This window comes from Prevotella sp. HMSC073D09 (assembly GCF_001814145.1).
GTDB classification, from domain to species: domain Bacteria; phylum Bacteroidota; class Bacteroidia; order Bacteroidales; family Bacteroidaceae; genus Prevotella; species Prevotella conceptionensis.
The window spans coordinates 1-17,337 of record NZ_KV815036.1; the positions used below are offsets into that span (position 1 = coordinate 1).

Annotated in this window: 12 protein-coding genes and 1 pseudogene; 8 read left to right on the plus strand and 5 right to left on the minus strand. The window is 48.3% G+C overall.

The window, feature by feature from the left end:
* Nucleotides 1-674 precede the first annotated feature (674 nt).
* On the plus strand, nucleotides 675-1,379 hold the full coding sequence (locus HMPREF2955_RS01580; RefSeq protein WP_070720258.1) for a DNA alkylation repair protein: 705 nt from the start codon (nucleotides 675-677) through the stop codon (nucleotides 1,377-1,379).
* 84 nt (nucleotides 1,380-1,463) lie between these two features.
* On the opposite strand, the gene HMPREF2955_RS01585 is transcribed toward HMPREF2955_RS01580, so the two are convergent.
* The 3 genes from HMPREF2955_RS01585 to HMPREF2955_RS01595 all read right to left on the minus strand — a co-directional run bounded on the left by HMPREF2955_RS01585 (nucleotide 1,464) and on the right by HMPREF2955_RS01595 (nucleotide 6,788).
* Nucleotides 1,464-2,642, minus strand: a complete 1,179-nt coding sequence (locus HMPREF2955_RS01585) for a MalY/PatB family protein (protein ID WP_210401258.1) — start codon at nucleotides 2,640-2,642, stop codon at nucleotides 1,464-1,466.
* Nucleotides 2,643-2,756: 114 nt separating this feature from the next.
* Nucleotides 2,757-3,929, minus strand: a complete 1,173-nt coding sequence (locus tag HMPREF2955_RS01590) for a trans-sulfuration enzyme family protein (protein WP_019186814.1) — start codon at nucleotides 3,927-3,929, stop codon at nucleotides 2,757-2,759.
* 33 nt (nucleotides 3,930-3,962) lie between these two features.
* Nucleotides 3,963-6,788, minus strand: a complete 2,826-nt coding sequence (locus HMPREF2955_RS01595; RefSeq protein WP_070720260.1) for a putative LPS assembly protein LptD — start codon at nucleotides 6,786-6,788, stop codon at nucleotides 3,963-3,965.
* Between the two features lie 265 nt (nucleotides 6,789-7,053).
* On the opposite strand from HMPREF2955_RS01595, the gene HMPREF2955_RS01600 reads away from it, so the two are divergent.
* On the plus strand, nucleotides 7,054-8,826 hold the full coding sequence (locus tag HMPREF2955_RS01600) for an oxaloacetate decarboxylase (protein WP_070720300.1): 1,773 nt from the start codon (nucleotides 7,054-7,056) through the stop codon (nucleotides 8,824-8,826).
* A 933-nt stretch (nucleotides 8,827-9,759) separates the two neighbouring features.
* Here HMPREF2955_RS01600 and cmk read toward each other — a convergent pair.
* The gene (gene cmk, locus HMPREF2955_RS01605) at nucleotides 9,760-10,452 is read right to left on the minus strand and encodes a (d)CMP kinase (RefSeq protein WP_070720262.1); all 693 of its coding nucleotides are present in this window, start codon (nucleotides 10,450-10,452) and stop codon (nucleotides 9,760-9,762) included.
* Between the two features lie 79 nt (nucleotides 10,453-10,531).
* Entirely contained in the window at nucleotides 10,532-11,476 is a 945-nt protein-coding gene (gene porQ / locus HMPREF2955_RS01610) for a type IX secretion system protein PorQ (RefSeq protein WP_070720263.1), read from the minus strand.
* 121 nt (nucleotides 11,477-11,597) lie between these two features.
* On the opposite strand from porQ, the gene HMPREF2955_RS01615 reads away from it, so the two are divergent.
* The 6 genes and pseudogenes from HMPREF2955_RS01615 to HMPREF2955_RS16760 form a co-directional block, all read left to right on the plus strand.
* Complete coding sequence (locus HMPREF2955_RS01615) at nucleotides 11,598-12,308, plus strand: energy transducer TonB (RefSeq protein ID WP_070720265.1); 711 nt, start codon at nucleotides 11,598-11,600, stop codon at nucleotides 12,306-12,308.
* 12 nt (nucleotides 12,309-12,320) lie between these two features.
* Nucleotides 12,321-13,295, plus strand: coding sequence for a polyprenyl synthetase family protein (locus HMPREF2955_RS01620; protein WP_070720266.1), 975 nt, complete (start codon nucleotides 12,321-12,323; stop codon nucleotides 13,293-13,295).
* Nucleotides 13,296-13,319: 24 nt separating this feature from the next.
* Complete coding sequence (locus tag HMPREF2955_RS01625; protein WP_070720268.1) at nucleotides 13,320-14,018, plus strand: hypothetical protein; 699 nt, start codon at nucleotides 13,320-13,322, stop codon at nucleotides 14,016-14,018.
* 388 nt (nucleotides 14,019-14,406) lie between these two features.
* Nucleotides 14,407-15,198: a TatD family hydrolase gene (locus tag HMPREF2955_RS01630; protein ID WP_070720269.1), complete on the plus strand. Its 792-nt coding sequence runs from the start codon at nucleotides 14,407-14,409 to the stop codon at nucleotides 15,196-15,198.
* Nucleotides 15,199-15,516: 318 nt separating this feature from the next.
* Nucleotides 15,517-16,083 carry a hypothetical protein gene (locus HMPREF2955_RS01635; RefSeq protein WP_070720271.1) on the plus strand — a complete coding sequence of 189 codons (567 nt, stop codon included), beginning with the start codon at nucleotides 15,517-15,519 and terminating at the stop codon, nucleotides 16,081-16,083.
* Nucleotides 16,084-16,532: 449 nt separating this feature from the next.
* Nucleotides 16,533-16,782, plus strand: a pseudogene (locus HMPREF2955_RS16760) (hypothetical protein); the annotation flags it as partial.
* Nucleotides 16,783-17,337 lie beyond the last annotated feature (555 nt).

A 17,337-nucleotide genomic window follows, 5' to 3' on the forward strand; every position in this document is an offset into this window, starting at 1 on the left:
CCTAAGAGGGAATTAACTGAATTACCCTAATTATCGTATTTAACGAAGAAAACGGCCACTAGGAAAAAGACTAAAAGCTGGCAGTTAACGGCCAATTGGGTTTGTAATCGAAAGTAGTTGGTTTGGGGAATGGCACGATTGTTTAGAATAAAAGCCTATGTTGCCTTACATAATGCTTTATAGTAAAAGATAATTCTTTTGGGAAATTGTTCTTTTCTTGTTCCCCTAAAAGTGCGTTTTCTCGCCATGACAATGTTCGAGCAAGCTCGACATTGTTCATTTGGCTTAACGAAAACGTTCATCTTTCGTGTTTCGACATAAACACGCCCATGTTGACACAAGAACATAAGAAACATAATGAAGTGCTCTTTACTTTTTCCTCATTATATGCCACTGGAAAGATACTTTCAACTTGCAAAGCATGTATTGAAAGTTCTCCCGCCAGGTCACCTTTTCGAGGCATCACCACGTTTTGCCACAGACAAATGCAGTAGAATTTCAGAATTTATCGTATCTTTGTCTAATACTTCGTATATGGGAGGAGTGCTTATCTTGGTATTGCATCACAAGTACAATAAACTCCTCTCAATTGATAGAAAGATTAAAAGTAAAGACTACGCCATAAACTTTGTGGTATGTTTTCAACCAGATAGCGAACTAAAAACGCGTACACGATGAGCATAACAGACACCATTACCAACGAATTGAAAGCCCAAGGAAGTGCAGAGAAGGCGGCGCATTTAAGCTATTTCTTCAAGACGGGCAAGGGACAATACGGCGAGAACGACCGCTTTTTGGGCGTTACCGTACCCGAAACGCGCCGTGTGGCTAAGGCGCATGCCAGTGTGGATATGGCCGATTTGCAACAACTCATTCAGTCCGAGTGGCACGAAGTGCGCCTTTGCGCCTTGTTCATTCTTACGATTCAGTTCAACAAAGGCGACGAACCGACGCGCACAAAGCTTGTAGATTTTTATTTAAGCAACACCCAATACATCAATAATTGGGACCTCGTGGACCTTGCCGCGTGGGAAACCATCGGCACTTACTTGCTAGACAAGCCGCGCGACTTGCTTTATCGCCTAGCCGAAAGCCCCTTGTTATGGGATAACCGCATCGCGATGGTGTCTACTTACGCCTTTATCAGGCAAGGACAACTAGACGATACTTACGCCTTGGCCGAGAAAATGATGGGGCATAAGCACGACCTGATGCACAAAGCCATTGGCTGGATGTTGCGCGAGGCAGGCAAACGCGATGTGGAAAGACTTCGCCTGTTTGTGGAAAGCCATCGCTTGGAGATGCCCCGAACCATGTTGCGCTATGCCATCGAGAAGTTTTCGCCCGAAGAGCGTAAGCACCTGATGCGCAAAGGGTGACGTGTTAAGAGGGGGATAACAAAAAGTGGAGGGTTGCCAACGCAGCCCTCCACTTTTGTATATGTACCTTTTGGGGATGGTTTTCTACATGCTTTTCACGGCTTTGGCCAATTGTTCAAGGGCCTGTTGAAGTATGGCGCGAGGTGTTCCTACATTCAATCGCATGTGCGACTCGCCACCTGGGCCAAACATTTCGCCGTCGTTCATGGCCAAATGGGCTTTGTCTACGCATAGGTCTAGCAACTGGGCGTGGTCTAGTTTCAGTTCGGTAAAGTCGAGCCACACCAAGAAACTAGCCTGCGGGCGCAGTGGTTTAACACCTGGGATATGCTTTTTGCAAAACTCTTCTACGAAAAGCACATTGCCCTCAATATATTTCAGCATTTGCTTGCGCCACTCGTCGCCTTGCGTAAAGGCCGCAATGGTGGCAATGGGCGCAAAGATGGTGGGTTCGTTCAGTTCGTTTGCCGAGAGCCAACGGAAAAATTTGGTGCGCAATTCGGCATTGGGAACGATGGCAAACGAACTGACAATGCCTGCTATGTTGAACGTTTTAGAGGGTGCGCCAAAGGTGATGGAGATGTCTGCCGCACGCTGGCTCACGGTGGCGAAGGGCGTATGGCGATTGCCAAACAAGGCCATGTCGGCGTGTATCTCATCGCTAATCACAAGGATGTTGCGCTCGTAACAGAAGTCGGCCAAGCGTTGCAGCGTTTCCTTAGACCATGTTTGCCCTGCCGGATTGTGTGGGTTGCACAGCACAAATACCTTGCATTGCTCGTCGCAAACGGCCTCGAGGTTGTCAAAGTCCATTTCGTAATAGCCTTCGGCATTGCGTTTCAGTGGGTTGAACACCACTTCGCGCCCGTTGGCTATTGGCGTAAGGCGGAACGGATGGTACACGGGCGGCTGTATAATCACCTTTTCGCCAGGGCGTGTAAACACGTTTATTACAAAACCGATGCCCTTAACGATGCCTGGGATGTAGGTTAGCCACTCGCGTTGTACCTGCCATTGGTGTTGGCGTTGCTGCCAGCCAATGATGCTCTGCCATAGCTCGTTGGGCGTTGTTGTGTAGCCAAAGATGGGGTGTTCCAATCGCTTACGTAAGGCATCAACGATGAAAGGCGGCGTGGCAAAGTCCATATCGGCCACCCAAAGGGGCAAAAGGTCGTCGCGCCCCCAACGTGGTTTTAGGGCGTCGTGCTTGATGTCGCCGCTGCCTTTGCGGTCGATTATTTGGTCGAAGTTGTAGTTGTGCATGATAATTGTCGGCCTCACACCTCCCTCTCTTTAAGGGTGGAGGGGAGTGATATGCCTCGTTTTTGTCGTTATGGATTAATAATGATGTTTGCGGGTAGCTCTTTTGCCGAAGAGTTAGCCTAACGCTTGTTTGATGTCTTCCAACAGGTCGTCCACGTCTTCCAATCCAATGCTCAGTCGGATAGTCGTGTCCAACACGTCCATCTCTTGGCGTTCTTTGTCCGAGAACGAGCCGTAAATGGTGCTGGCAGGATGGATGGCCAGTGTGCGATTGTCGAAAAGATTGGTGGCGCGGTGGATGAGTTTAAGCTTGTTTATCATGTCGAAACATGCCTCCTTGCTCTCCAAGTCGATGGTTATCATGGCGCCGGCGGTGTTGCCAAACTGCTTTTTGGCCAAGTGGTGGTAGGGATTGTCGGGCAGTCCTACGTAGTTAACGCGTTTAATCTGCGGCAGGGCCTGCATGCGGATGGCCAGTTGTAGGGCGTTGGCGGCCTGAATGCGATAGCGTGCATCGAGAACTTCTAGGCCGACAGTTTGCAGATAGGCCGCTTGGGGAGTCATGTAGGCACCGAAGTTGAAGAGCAATTCGCCACGTAGGGCATGGCCCAAACGTTCGCATGTGCCGTAATCAATAACCAATCCGCCCAAGGATGTTGCTCCGCCACTGATGTATTTGGTGCTGGAAACCACTTCGGCATCCACACCGAGAGCCTTTGCCGAGAACTCGGTAAAGGGAATAAGCGTGGTGTCGGCCACCACAGGGATGCCCCGTGCGTGGGCTAATGCCGCCAAAACCGGCAGGTCTACCACCTCTAATTGTGGGTTAGACATTATTTCTAAGTACACGCAGCAGGTGTTGTCGTCGAGTAAAGGTTCCACTTCGGCAGGCTTGGTAAGGTCGCACAGGCGCGCTTCTACGCCGAAACGTTTGAGTGTGGAGGTGAGCAACGAGTAGGTGTTGCCGAACATGTGGCGCGAACTGACGATGTTTTTTCCTTGTTCGGCCAGTGCAATAAACACGGCACTGATGGCTGCCATGCCCGAATTGAAGGCCACAACGTCTGTTGCGCCGGTGATGCCCTTTACTCGGCGTTCGAAGTTTTCAACCGTCGGGTTGCCTACACGCGAGTAATCGGGTGCCGCAATGCGACCGCAAAACACGTCGGACATGGTTTGGGCATTGTCAAACTCGTAGGCCACGGTGTTGTAAACGGGCATGCTCAGGGCATCGTAAGCATCGCGGCGTTTGTAGGCTTGGTGTATGGCGCGCGTTGTTTTCCTCATTATTATATGTTTAGTTGAAGTTGTTACACTTGCTTAATACCATTGCACGGCGTTGCCATAGCCACTGCGCTTGTCGTATTTAAGGGCATCGGTAAGCGTGGAGGCATTACAACGGAAGGTGAAGTTGTAGCTGGTGTATGGGGCCAAAACCACCGAACAGCTCATGCTGAAACAGTGAAGGTCGCGTTGTAGCGAGGCCGTGGTCATGGATATTTTCTTGTTTTCGAAGTCGTAACCCGACGAGAAACTGATGTTCCAACCTTCGCTCAGGCGTATGTTGCCGCTCATGTTGAGTGTTTGCGTAAACTTATAGGGGTAGCGCATGGTTTTGTAGTTGAACTTGGAGCGGTCTGTGTTCTCGCTCATCGTTACTCCATAACCAAAGGTTAGCGACCACGGCATGGAGAATTTCATGTATCCGTCTTCGTCGGTCTCGGTCTTTCCGCCGTCGTTAGGATTAGCGGCACCGCGTTGTCCTTCAACCATGTCGTCGTCGATGTTGCTTTCTATGTTCGTATCAATGCCTTCGTCGCTTTTGTTTGGTTTCTTATCGTCGTCTTTCGCCTTTTTGCCGAACAGCTTAGCCAGTTTTTCGGGCGTAAGTGTAAACGAAACGTTTTGCGACATGCCTTGGAAACGGCCAAACCTACCGCGCCCCCACTCGGTATGCGTGCCCACGTATGGGTTTCCGTCTTTGTCTAATTCGTAGGCATAGGTGGCAAATACGGCGTTCATGCTGAACGTGTAGTTCTTCCACCACTTTAATCTAAGGCGCATACTAAGGTCGCTCCACGGTCTGCTTTCGGCCGCCATGTTGTACGACATGGATGCACCCAGCTCATCGATGAGTGAAATCTTCTTAAATCCGGTTGAATCTTTGTCGGACCTTATTTTCATTTCGATGTTGTTTCCGACGTCGAACGACACGCTACCTGTTTTTCCTCGGCCTGGTACGCCAAAGAGCGAACCCTCGAAAGGCGAGTATTCAACAAGCGAAACGTTACCCGCCGCGTCTGTTTTTTGGTAAGTGGCGTAGTATCCGTAACGCGCCGAGCCGAAGTCGGGGGCGTAACTGAAACTCACTTGCGGCGTGAAGACGTGGCGAATGGCCACAATCTTATCGCCAAACAGCTTGCGACTGGGTGTCCAAAAACCGTAAAGCTTGGTGTTGGCCGATACGCTCATGCGCCAATCGTACACGTTGTGGAAACCGTAAGTGGTGTCGCGGAGTTCTTTTTGTTGGGCGATGTCCCACGAACGGTTAATCTTATTGGTGTACATACGGTCGGTAAACGACAACGATGGGTTGAGGCTGAGGTAGTTGAACAGCGTAAACGACCCGCTGATGGGCACGCTGTGCATCATTCCGTTGCGCCAATCCTTTACCAAATTCGAGCGTAACAGGCGGTCTTCTTTCGTGTTTATCGAGTTGCTTAGTTGGCCCGTGTAGCTCATCGAAATCTTTTCGTACCACCGTTCCTTACCCACGGCGTGCTTGCGTTTAAAGGGATTAAAGCGCGCAATGGAGATGTTGAGGTCGGGTAGGGTAAGTGCGATGCTCGAGTCGCGCATGTTTTGCGATAGGTTTCCCGTTGCGCTGAGCGTTAGTCCGATGCTCGAAAAGCCCGTACTCCAACTAACGGATGATGTTCGTGTGCTTTGTGTAAGCGCTTGGGGATTGTAAAGGCTGTTCATGTTGTTGCGCTCGTAGCTGGTGGAGGCAAAGTTAACACTTCCCGAAAGGTTGCTGAAAGGATTGGCCTTGGGGTCTTGTCGGTGGCTCCATTGCAGCTTAAAGCTGGTTTGCGACGAGTAATCGGGCAGTCCCTTATCGCCCGTCTTTGTGTTTTGGTAGCTAAAATAGAAGCTGCCGTTGTAGCGATAACGCTTGCGATAGTTTGTTGCAGCCGATATTCCCCACGAACCTTTGGTGTATATTTCGCCCAAAAGTTTCAAGTCCCACTTATCGCCGAGGGCGAAATAATAGCCTATGTCGCGCAGGTAAAAGCCGCGTTCGCTCTCGTCGCCGTATGTGGGCATGATAAATCCGCTGCTGTATTTCTTGGTAAAGGGGAAGAAACCGTAGGGAATGGCCAACGGTAATGGCACGTCGGCCACCACCAAATAGGCGGGTCCGAACACGACATCCTTACCCGGACGCACCTTGGCACGCGAAAGGGCAATGTAGAAATCGGGACAATCCTTATCGCAAGTGGTGTATCGTCCGTGTTGAAGATAGATGTCGCCATTGGCATCGCGTTTGGCCTTTTCTCCGAAAAGAAATCCTTCTTGTTGCTGGGTGTGCACTTCCTTGATAAGTCCTTTTTTCGATTTGAAGTTAAAGGCCATGGTGTCGCTGTTGTACTTGTCGGACCCCATGTTGAAAACGGGCTTGCCTTTAATGCCGCCTTTTTCTGTGCTGTCGGGCGCGCCAGTGGCGTGTACCACGCTGCTGTCTGTGCTGATGCGTATGCGTTCGCTGGCCAAGTCCATGTTTTCGTACTTCACTTTGGCCGAACCATAGAGGTAAGCCATTTTCGAATTGGCGTTGTAAACCAACGAGTCTTTGCCCGAATAAACCACGGGAGCGTCTATTCCGTTTTTCTTTTGTCGGTTAATCGAGTCGCGGCGGATGGAGTCGTCCACCTGTTTGTTGTGTCGATAGATGGCTCGTTGCAGCGAATCCATGCGTGTCGTGTCGTTGGCCACACGTTCCAACGAGTCGCGCCTGATGGAGTCGGCCTGCCTCTCGGCAGCCGTCTTAGGCGTTTTTTTTCGCTGTGCGTAGGGTGTATAAACCCCCGCCGTCACAAATATGACGGCAAACAGCAACAAGGCAATTAACGATTTTCTTCGCATTCTAGGCTACAAAATTAACGAATAAATGGTGAACCCTCTTGCTCTTATCCCTTTTTAACACTTGTTCGCGCTGCTTTTATGGGGTAGGGCGGGTGTTATTTGCGGTGCAGCGCATGGCATTTGGTGGCATGCTTGCCGCCCCCTTTGCTCGCCAAGCAATGCTAACTATCTGCAAAAACTTCAAAGCAATGGGCCGTATTTGATTTTTTTTATCTAATTTTGCATCGCTATATTATCCACTTATAGTAATTTGTATAAGCAACTTATGAAAAAGAAAATACAATTCAGTCTTGTTTATCGAGACATGTGGCAGAGCTCTGGAAAGTTTCAGCCACGTAAAGACCAATTGGAGCGCATTGCTCCGGTGATTATTGAGATGGGATGTTTCTCGCGTGTGGAAACCAACGGCGGCGCCTTTGAGCAGGTGAACCTGCTGGCTGGCGAAAACCCCAACGAAGGTGTGCGAGCATTCTGTAAGCCTTTTAATGAGGTGGGAATAAAGACCCACATGCTAGACCGTGGACTGAACGCTTTGCGAATGTACCCCGTGCCCGATGATGTTCGTGCGCTGATGTATAAGGTGAAACACGCCCAAGGGGTTGACATTCCACGTATTTTCGACGGCTTGAACGACGTTCGTAACATCATCCCCAGCATCAAATGGGCGGCCGAGGCAGGCATGACACCGCAGGGAACGCTCTGTATTACCACTTCGCCCGTACATACGCTGGAATATTATAGCAACATTGCCGACCAACTTATCGAGGCCGGAGCAAAGGAAATATGCCTTAAAGACATGGCCGGCATTGGCCAACCCGCCTTGTTGGGCAAGCTAACGAAGGCCATTAAGGACAAACATCCTGAGATTATCATCGAGTATCACGGCCATACTGGCCCCGGTTTGTCGATGGCATCTGTCTTGGAGGTGTGCAACAATGGTGCCGACATCATCGACACGGCTATCGAACCGCTATCTTGGGGTAAGGTTCATCCCGACGTTATCTCGGTACAAAGCATGTTGAAGAACGAAGGTTTCGATGTTCCCGAAATCAATATGAGCGCTTACATGAAGGCGCGCGCATTGACACAAGAGTTCATTGACGAGTGGTTGGGCTACTTTATCAACCCTGCCAACAAGCTGATGAGTTCGCTGTTGCTTGGTTGTGGTTTGCCCGGCGGTATGATGGGCAGCATGATGGCCGACCTTGCCGGCATACATAGCACCATCAATAGCATTCGTGCGAAGAAGGGCGAGCCCGAATTGTCTACCGACGACATGCTTATCAACCTCTTCAACGAAGTGGAATACGTTTGGCCACGTGTGGGCTATCCACCTCTCGTAACGCCATTCTCGCAGTATGTAAAGAACATTGCACTGATGAACCTCCTCACAATGGAGCAAGGCAAGGGCCGTTTCGTGATGATGGACGATGCCATGTGGGGTATGATTTTGGGCAAGAGCGGCAAAATTCCTGGAACAATCGCACCCGAATTGGTTGCTTTGGCCAAGGAAAAAGGGTTCGAATTTACCGATGCCGACCCACATACGCTGCTGCCAAACAATCTTGAAGAGTTTAAGAAGGAGATGGACGAGAACGGTTGGGAGTATGGACAGGACGACGAAGAACTGTTTGAACTGGCTATGCACCCCGAACAATACCGCAATTATAAGAGCGGACAAGCAAAGAAGAACTTCTTGGCCGACTTGCAAAAGGCTAAGGATGCCAAGATGGGTAGTAAGTTGTCTGTTGAAGAACTCGCCGCCTTTAAGCACGCCAAGGCCGATGCGCTTGTTGCTCCCGTTAAAGGACAACTGTTCTGGGAATTTAATGGCGACGGCGAATGCGCACCTACCGTAGAGCCTTACATTGGTAAGGAATACAATGAAGGCGAAGTGTTCTGCTACATTGTTGCCACTTGGGGCGAGATTGTTACTGTGCCTGCCGCACTTGGTGGCAAGCTAGTTGAAATCAACGCCAAGCAGGGTAGCAAGGTGAATAAGGGCGATGTAGTGGCTTACATCGAGCGCGCACAATAAGATTTGACATCGGGCATAAGCCCAAAAACATAGCGTCGAAGGCACGGCTTGCAACATGTTGCGGGTCGTGCCTTTGCCTGTTTTTAGTGGCTTTTGTTGTTGCCTTTCATGGTTTGGTAGTCGTTTGCCAACAAATTTCTGGCAACGTGTGCTGTACAACGTAGTTTGTAGTGGTTCTACAAGCCGCTTGTAGTCACGCGACAAGGCTTTTGTCGTGTCTGTACAAGCCTTTTCTATTGCCACTACAAGGGGCTTTGTATTCACGCTGCCGTTTGCTGCTTAAAGGCAATAGGGCGGTGAAGGGCAAGCTGAGAAAACGAGAAATCCCCCAAAGTGCGGCACTTTTAGAGGACATGCGTTTATTACAAACGCCGCCGCACACTTGCTGCCACTTCACAACTGGGCACGAAAAAAGGAGCCCCTTCATCGCGAAGAACCTCCTCCAAAAACAGTAATTAACTCAAAATTTATAATCTATTTTTACTGACAATTAGGATATTCATCATTAGTTTATGAGGACTAGCTTACGATAAGCAATCCTCGTGACCTAAACTTGTCACTGCAAAGATAGGCAAGATATTTGAAAATGCAAACTTTATTGTGATGAAATTTGAGGTTTATTAAATTAATTAATTCTTTTTTTAATCCTCTTTGGTGAGGAGGAAAGGTGGCTAAGGCGAAAAGACGAACGGGTGGAAAGGAGAAAAGCAGCTTTCGCTTGTTGCCCAAGGTGCCATTCCAGCCCGCTTTTAGAAAGAATAGCTCCTCACCACTTTTCTATTTTAGCTCCTTATTACTTGCCCCTTTATCCTTTCACCGCTTACTCCTTCTCTCCTTACTCCTTAATGCTTATTACTTCTCTCCTTCCTACTTTCCATCTTCCTCCTTACTCCTTAGTACTTCTCTCCTTACTACTCCCCACTTCTCTCCTTCCTACTTTCCCACCTTTTCTTCAAACCTATCCATCAGCCATTGCAGCTGTTGGGCGATGGTTAGCTGTCCGTTGTCTAGCTCAATGGCATCGTCGGCCTTGCGCAACGGACTCACTTCTCGGTGACTATCCTTATAATCGCGCTCTTGAACGTTGCGAAGAATTTCGTCGTAGTTGGCCTCCATGCCCTTGCCTACAAGCTCGTCAAAGCGGCGTTGCGCCCTAACCTCGGCCGAAGCCGTGACAAACACTTTCAGTTCGGCATCGGGAAACACCACCGTACCAATGTCGCGACCATCCATCACGATACCCTTATCCTGTCCCATGCGTTGTTGTTGAGCCACAAGAGCCGTGCGAACAAAGTCTATTGCCGCAATGGAACTCACGTGAGCCGACACCTCCATGCCCCTAATCTCGCGTTCAACATTCTCGCCGTTGAGGTAAGTTTCGGCCTTTCCTGTTTCTGGGTTTAGCTTAAACTCCACCCTTAGCGTGTCCATTTTCGCTTTCAGGGCCTCGCGGTCAACATGGCCGTCGGGCGCAATCATGCTGTTTTGCATGGCAAAAAGCGTTACGGCGCGGTACATTGCACCCGTGTCTACATAGATATATCCCACTTCTTTGGCCAGCATCTTGGCCATAGTGCTCTTTCCGCACGACGAAAGTCCGTCGATGGCGATGGTTATTTTCTTCATAGTGTATTGTTGTTTGTAAGTTTCTTTTTTAGTTTACGAGTTGGTGAGTTGATGAGTTTTTGAGTTAATAACTCACAACTCACATCGCAAACGACACGTTAAGCACCACCGACGAGCTAGAAACGTGGTACTTGCCGTAAGCCAAGTTCAGCTTAAACCGTTCTAGTTGCAAACCTGCACCAAGCGACAAACCCGCGCCATGACTGCTGGCGTTCTCGGCATCGCCCACTTTCATCTCGTTGGCACGCCGCAAACTATATCCTGCGCCCACCCAAATGTTTGGCGAAAGGTCTACATCCACGCCAAAAACAAAATGTTTCATCAGCGCATAATGCCAGTGATTGAGGTCTACCAGCGTGGCCGACAAGCGGAAAGGCGTGTGTTGCAGGCGTTTGCTGATGCCCATTTGCACGTCTATCGGCATCGCCTCGTAGTCGTCTTCGTAGGCTTTAAGCTGTCCGCCCAGGTTCTTAGCCACCACCGAAAGCGACAATTCGCGTTCGGCATCGTAATAGTTCAGGCCAAGATCTACGCCCACACCAATCGATGTATAGTGCCCGATGCTCGACGACAGCACCTTTGCAGCGATGCCGCCGGCCAACTTATCGGTAAGCATGTACGAGAAATAAGCCGTTGCGGCGATGTCTCTAGCGGCAAATTCGCCCAAGTCTTGGTTGTCGGCAGTGGTATATCGCATCTTGCCATAGTCCACATAGTTAACCGAAAGGGCAGCCGAGGCGCGCTCTTTTATCACCTTGTTGTAAGCCACGCCTGCCAAATTAACCCCCCGCATGAAGTTCATGTAGTTCAATGCAAGTGTCTTATCGCTCACCGACGACAACAACGCGGGGTTGTTGAACATCAGCCAAGCATCGTCGTTAATGAGCGTAACGTTGTCGCCACCTAGCGCGGCGGCGTGCGCACTAACAGGCAGCCGCAAGAAATTATAAGCCGTTTGGCTCTCTTGTGCCGCCATTTTATCCGCCATAAAGAACAAAATAAGGGCGAAAATAACTTTTTTCATCAACTTCTTTCTGTTTTATCTACAAAGTTACACCTTTTTCCAATTATATCATTATATTTGTAGGTGAATTGAGTTTCATTCGCCGTGAAAGCTCTAACTTTGTTGCAACAACTTCAATCGTGTGGAGGTAAAGAAGACACATAGTGCCAATTTGGAGAACAAGCGCGTAACCAATTATTTGCTTGGGCTTGTTGTAGTACTCTCGTTCCTGTTTGTGGCGCTGGAGTACAACAGCAATTCGCGTACCTTTGACTTCGACGACGAGGTGCCAGACGATTTCTTCGAGGAGATGGAAATACTGCCCGACGTGGAGAAAAACGAGATGGTGGCCGCCGCAATTCCCACTGCCGCACCCTCTATCACCACGAAAATTAAGGCGGTGGACACGCCCGTGGCATTGCCCGACAAACTGAACGAACGCAACGACGAGGAAAAAGAAGGCGAGGAGGCAACCTTGCAACAAAACGAAACGCCTACAACGGCCATCGAACAGCCTGTGCCCGAACCAATAGCCAACGACGATAAACCGCGCGTTGTGCAACAGATGCCCGAATATCCTGGCGGTATTGTAGAGTTTATGAAGTGGCTGCAACGCACCCTACGCTATCCGCCAACAGCCCAACAACAGGGCATTCAAGGTAGCGTGATGGTGTCGTTTATCGTCAATGCAGACGGAACCATCACCGACCAAAAGGTGGTTCGCGGCGTAAACGAAGACTTAGACGCCGAGGCTTTGCGCGTTATCAGCCACATGCCCAAGTGGAAACCTGGGCTGGACAAGGGCAAACCATGCCGCACGCTCTTTGCCATACCTATCGTATTTAAACTTTAAAAATTAGTCAACATGTTGACAGACAATCTAATTCTCAGCAAAATAAACGCATATTTAGAGGCTTTGCCCTTCAATCGTAAGCCGCAATCGCTTTACGAACCCATACGTTATGTGCTCTCCATTGGGGGTAAACGTATTAGGCCTGCGCTTGCTTTGCTGGCCTATAATCTGTTTAAGGACGACCCCGAAAGCATTCTTGCACCTGCTTGCGGATTGGAAACCTACCATAACTACACGCTCCTGCACGACGACTTGATGGACAATGCCGCCCTGCGACGTGGTAAGCCCACCGTACACAAGCGTTGGGATGCCAATACGGCCATACTATCGGGCGACTCGATGCTGGTTTTGGCTTATCAGCTGGTGGCACAATGTGATGCCGATAAGCTGAAACCCGTGATGGAACTGTTTACCGAGACGGCACTCGAAATTGGCGAAGGGCAGCAATACGATATGGACTTTGAACATCGCAACGATGTAACCGAAGACGAATATATCGAGATGATACGCCTAAAAACAAGCGTGCTGTTGGCCTGTGCCATGAAGATGGGCGCGCTGTTGGCCGATGCTCCACAGCGAGATGCCGACCTATTATATAAGTTTGGCGAGCAAATAGGCTTGGCTTTTCAGCTGCAAGACGACTTCCTAGACGTGTACGGCGACAGCAAAGTTTTCGGGAAAGCCATTGGCGGAGACATCGTGAGCAACAAGAAAACGTACATGCTTATCAATGCTTTCAACAAGGCCGATGCCGCACAACGTGCCGAACTGCAACACTGGGTTAGCCAAGAGCAGTGCAATGCACAAGAAAAAATTGCGGCCATCACCCAGCTTTACAACGCTATGGGCATCGACAAGATGGCCGAACGGCGAATAGAGCATTACTTTGAATGTGGCAAACGCTACCTCGACGAGGTGAACGTGCCGGCCGAAAGAAAAGAAAACCTCATTAACTATGCCTCGAAAATGATGAACAGAAAATACTAGAACCTCTCACCTAAATACAATACCATGCCATACCGACGACTACCTAAGACAGATGCCGCACGACTCAAAGCACTGAAAATGTTGCTCGAAAACGAAAGTGTGTATGCGGCAAGAAATCGATTTATCGATTGGAGCGTGATTAACAGGGCTAGACCTGCCTACGACCGACTACTGACGGCAGCCCAGCAGTATCGAACCTCGCTTACGGCGCAAGCCAGACAGACGGGCAAGATAGACCGCGTGCAGCGCAATGCCGTAATGTATGTGAGCCATTTTCTGCAAGTGCTCTTCATGAGTGTTGAGCGCGGAGAGATTAAAAAGTCGGCTCTGAAACTTTACGGACTTAGCGAACACGCCACATCGCTGCCCAATCTTAAAACCCAAGAGGGCCTGGCCGAATATGGTAAGCGGGTTATCGAGGGCGAGAAAGAACGCATTAAGCAGGGCGGGCGACCCATCTACAACCCCACCATCGGGATGGTTTCCACGCATTACGACATCTTTATGGAGACCTATAAGCAACAAAAGTCGCTGCAAGCCCGAACGAACAAGGCCGTAGATATGTTGCACACGCTACGCCCTGAAACAGACAACATCATCCTCGACTTGTGGAACCAAATAGAGAAACACTTCGAGCACGAACCGCCAGAGGTACGTTTCGCCGAGTGTAGAAAGCTGGGGGTGATATATTATTACCGCCGCAACGAGGAACATCTGTATTAAGGCTGGTGCTAAATATGCCTTAATTGTTTCTCGTTTGGGTTGGTTCTGTAAATTGGATGTCGCTATCCCATGCGGCTTTGCCGAGTTTATAGAACGTTTTCGTTAAGCCAAATGAACAACGTCGAGCTTGATCAAACATTGTCATGGCGAGAATTGGAAATCGCCAACACGGAGCTTTGAGCGAAGTGGAAAGGCAAAACGCGCTTTTAGAGGAACGAGAAAAGAACCAACCGAGGCACCGAACGGGTTTCTGTCCCAATGCAAAAAGATTGGGACAGCTTGCTTTCGGTGCATGTATGTTGGCGGTTTTCTCCCCATAAGTCGTGGGGAATAAGGCTTTTGGGGCTTTTGTAATTGGGTCCAAGACCAACAGAATGTAAACGAGAACATGACAACAGAGATTATAGATACGCACATCCACCTAGATGTGGACGACTATCGCGACGACCTTGACGAGGTTATTGCACGTGCCAAAGCGGCAGGAGTGAGCAAGGTTTTTATTCCGGCCATCGACGAACCAAGTGGCGATGCCGCCCTCTTGCTGGCTCAACGTTACCCCAACTACGCCTTCGCCATGATGGGTTTGCATCCCGAAGAGGTGAAGGCCGACTATGCTGAGGTGCTTAAACGCATGAAACGGCGGTTTGAAGAGCCGCATTCTTTCATTGCCGTTGGCGAAGTTGGACTAGATTTTTATTGGAGTCGCGAGTTTGAACAACAACAACTTGAAGCCTTCGAAGAGCAAGTGCGCTGGTCGGCCGAATACAATTTGCCTTTGATGATACATTGTCGGAAGGGGCAAAACGAGATGGTGCACATCATCAAAAAGTACGAAAAAGAACTGCCAGGCGGTGTTTTCCATTGCTTTACGGGTAACGAACGCGAGGCCGATGCCTTCTTGCAGTTCGACAAGTTTGTGCTGGGCATTGGTGGCGTACTTACTTTTAAGAAGTCGAACCTGCCCTCGGTGTTGCCCCACATTCCCCTTTCGCGCATCGTTCTCGAAACCGATGGCCCTTACATGGCCCCAGTTCCCATGCGCGGCAAGCGCAACGAGAGCAGTTATCTCACCCATGTTGTGGAGGTAATGGCCAGTGCCTACGCCACCACCACCGACGAAATAGCCCGCCAAACCACCCAGAACGTAAAGCGAGTGTTTGGTTCGCGCGTGCCTTTTTAAGGCTGGTTCTGAAAATTACCTTTGCTGTATTTTAGCTTTTAGCTGAGCAGGTTTTGCTTACTTCTTGAAGGAGCACAGTGAACTATGCAACTGAAAGAGTAAGCGAAAGATCCCAGGCTAAAAGCAAAAATACAGTGAAGAGCAATACAAGGAACAACGATTGAATCTTTTGCAGGGAATTTTTAGAACATGCCTTAAGGGCTAATCCACAGCGTTGGTTGGTCTATAATAGCGCAATGGCATAGTATTGGTTTTTCATTACCGCTTTGATAAGGCTTCTTTCAGGGAGTTAACGCATAAAACGAAATAGATTGGCGTATGAAAAGGATAATCTTATTGTTGCTTGTTTTGTTTGCAACGCGTGTTTCGGCACAAACGTGGAACACTGGGGAATTTCAGCGAATGGGAGAAAAAACCATTCTTAAGATGCGTAGGATATTCAATATTCCGACGCAGGTGAAGCTCTATGCAACAGCGTATATTTACGTATGCGACCTCACGACCAAGAAAAAATCCGTCCCCACAGACAGTATCGCTTCGCTTACAGTTAGCGATTGGCTTCGCAAAGTGTACGATTGTTGGCACAAGGTGTATGTTTACGATGACCAATTGCGATACTTTTTGGTTGATAATCTCGCAAATAGAGATGAAGGAGGTGATGAAAGGAAGTCTTATTTAGGCACAAAAGACGACCGCGGCATTGCCGAGATGCTGCAAGCCAATAGGTTTGATTGTGTGATAGAAGCGGATAGATGCCAAAACAAGGATGCTAAACAGTTGGTGCTGATATGCGTTAAGCGGGATGGTATGTATCGTGCCGTGATTAAAGGAGAAAAGACAACGCTGAAATTGGTGACGAAAGACGATCTCCTAATAGAGCCATAGTTTGCCTGTGTGGGTGAGTCTATGAGTTGTTTTTTAGTTTTATTGCTGTCCGGTAAAACTTTTTGGGGGATATCTGTGTTAGTTAAAATAGACTTAACCTTATTATTTCTTAGAATTATCGGTTATTATAGGTCTTTTCTTATCAAAAGAAGTGCATTTTATAATACTTACAGTTTGAAACTGAAAACCAAGCCCCTGGATGAGTTAAACGGCTGCAATGCCGATGGATAAAGAGATACAGAACTTTCTGTTTATTTTTACCGGACAGCAATATTTAGGAATATACCCACTTCGTTGGCTGCCTGTAACTTTACTTTCGGAAGAAAGTCTCAACTGGCTAAAAATGTATTTACCTTGATTCATGGGCGTAGTGATACTTACAGATTGTTACATTCTGCTAAGTTAGCCAGTTCTAACCCATAGAGTCTTTTTTGAGTTGTATCTATTTGTTGTTTAACGAACTCAATCAAATAGTGCAACAACCTGTTGCACAAATTCAAGATACAGATAATCTGTCGAACAAAATTGCGCAACAACCTGTTTGCACAATTAGGAGAGGTTTCTCAAACGCTGTCGGCTATCTATCACAGTGACGTCTGTCAGATAGAGGAAATCTTTACGCAGTCGGCCATTGCTGCCACCAACTGGGCTAGTTATGTTATTCTGCTTAATAGTAAGCTTCGTTTAGGCGAGTGCTATTCAACTCACCAACTCATCAACTCAAAATCTTAAATTGTTATATTTTATTTTACAATATCACTCTAATTTTCACTTCGTTCTAGCGTAAATATCGCTCATAAAGTAGCTAAAAAGCTACTTTTTATAGTCTTTCACGCCTCATGTTTTACCTGTTTTTCAGAACAAAACCTGCATTATGCACCATTTAGCCTTTCTATTTGGGCTGCCTACCCATTATTTTTCAAGCCCAATAACTCGCTTTTAGCCCCTAAAATCTTACTTTTTAACGACTATTTCGCCCTTTTCGGCCATGTTTTAACGGCTCTAAAAGGTTTTATTTTATACCATTACTATGTATTATTATGCTTTTTACCTCGCATTTTGCACCATTTAGCACAGCATTTTGCACCAAAACGCACTGCATTTAGCACCAAAACGCACTGCATTTAGCACCAAAACGCACTGCGTTTTGCACCATATTGCAGTGTGTTTTGCATCAAATCGCAGTACATTTAGCTGCAAATAGCCCAAAAACAGGTACGAATGGCGGTGTTTTTAAATAAAAATTCATTTTGC

Coding starts and splice junctions, on each gene's coding strand:
- HMPREF2955_RS01580 (WP_070720258.1), top strand. CDS start 675: ATGAGCATAACAGACACCATTACCAACGAATTGAAAGCCCAAGGAAGT.
- HMPREF2955_RS01585 (WP_210401258.1), bottom strand. CDS start 2,642: ATGCACAACTACAACTTCGACCAAATAATCGACCGCAAAGGCAGCGGC.
- HMPREF2955_RS01590 (WP_019186814.1), bottom strand. CDS start 3,929: ATGAGGAAAACAACGCGCGCCATACACCAAGCCTACAAACGCCGCGAT.
- HMPREF2955_RS01595 (WP_070720260.1), bottom strand. CDS start 6,788: ATGCGAAGAAAATCGTTAATTGCCTTGTTGCTGTTTGCCGTCATATTT.
- HMPREF2955_RS01600 (WP_070720300.1), top strand. CDS start 7,054: ATGAAAAAGAAAATACAATTCAGTCTTGTTTATCGAGACATGTGGCAG.
- cmk (WP_070720262.1), bottom strand. CDS start 10,452: ATGAAGAAAATAACCATCGCCATCGACGGACTTTCGTCGTGCGGAAAG.
- porQ (WP_070720263.1), bottom strand. CDS start 11,476: ATGAAAAAAGTTATTTTCGCCCTTATTTTGTTCTTTATGGCGGATAAA.
- HMPREF2955_RS01620 (WP_070720266.1), top strand. CDS start 12,321: ATGTTGACAGACAATCTAATTCTCAGCAAAATAAACGCATATTTAGAG.
- HMPREF2955_RS01625 (WP_070720268.1), top strand. CDS start 13,320: ATGCCATACCGACGACTACCTAAGACAGATGCCGCACGACTCAAAGCA.
- HMPREF2955_RS01630 (WP_070720269.1), top strand. CDS start 14,407: ATGACAACAGAGATTATAGATACGCACATCCACCTAGATGTGGACGAC.
- HMPREF2955_RS01635 (WP_070720271.1), top strand. CDS start 15,517: ATGAAAAGGATAATCTTATTGTTGCTTGTTTTGTTTGCAACGCGTGTT.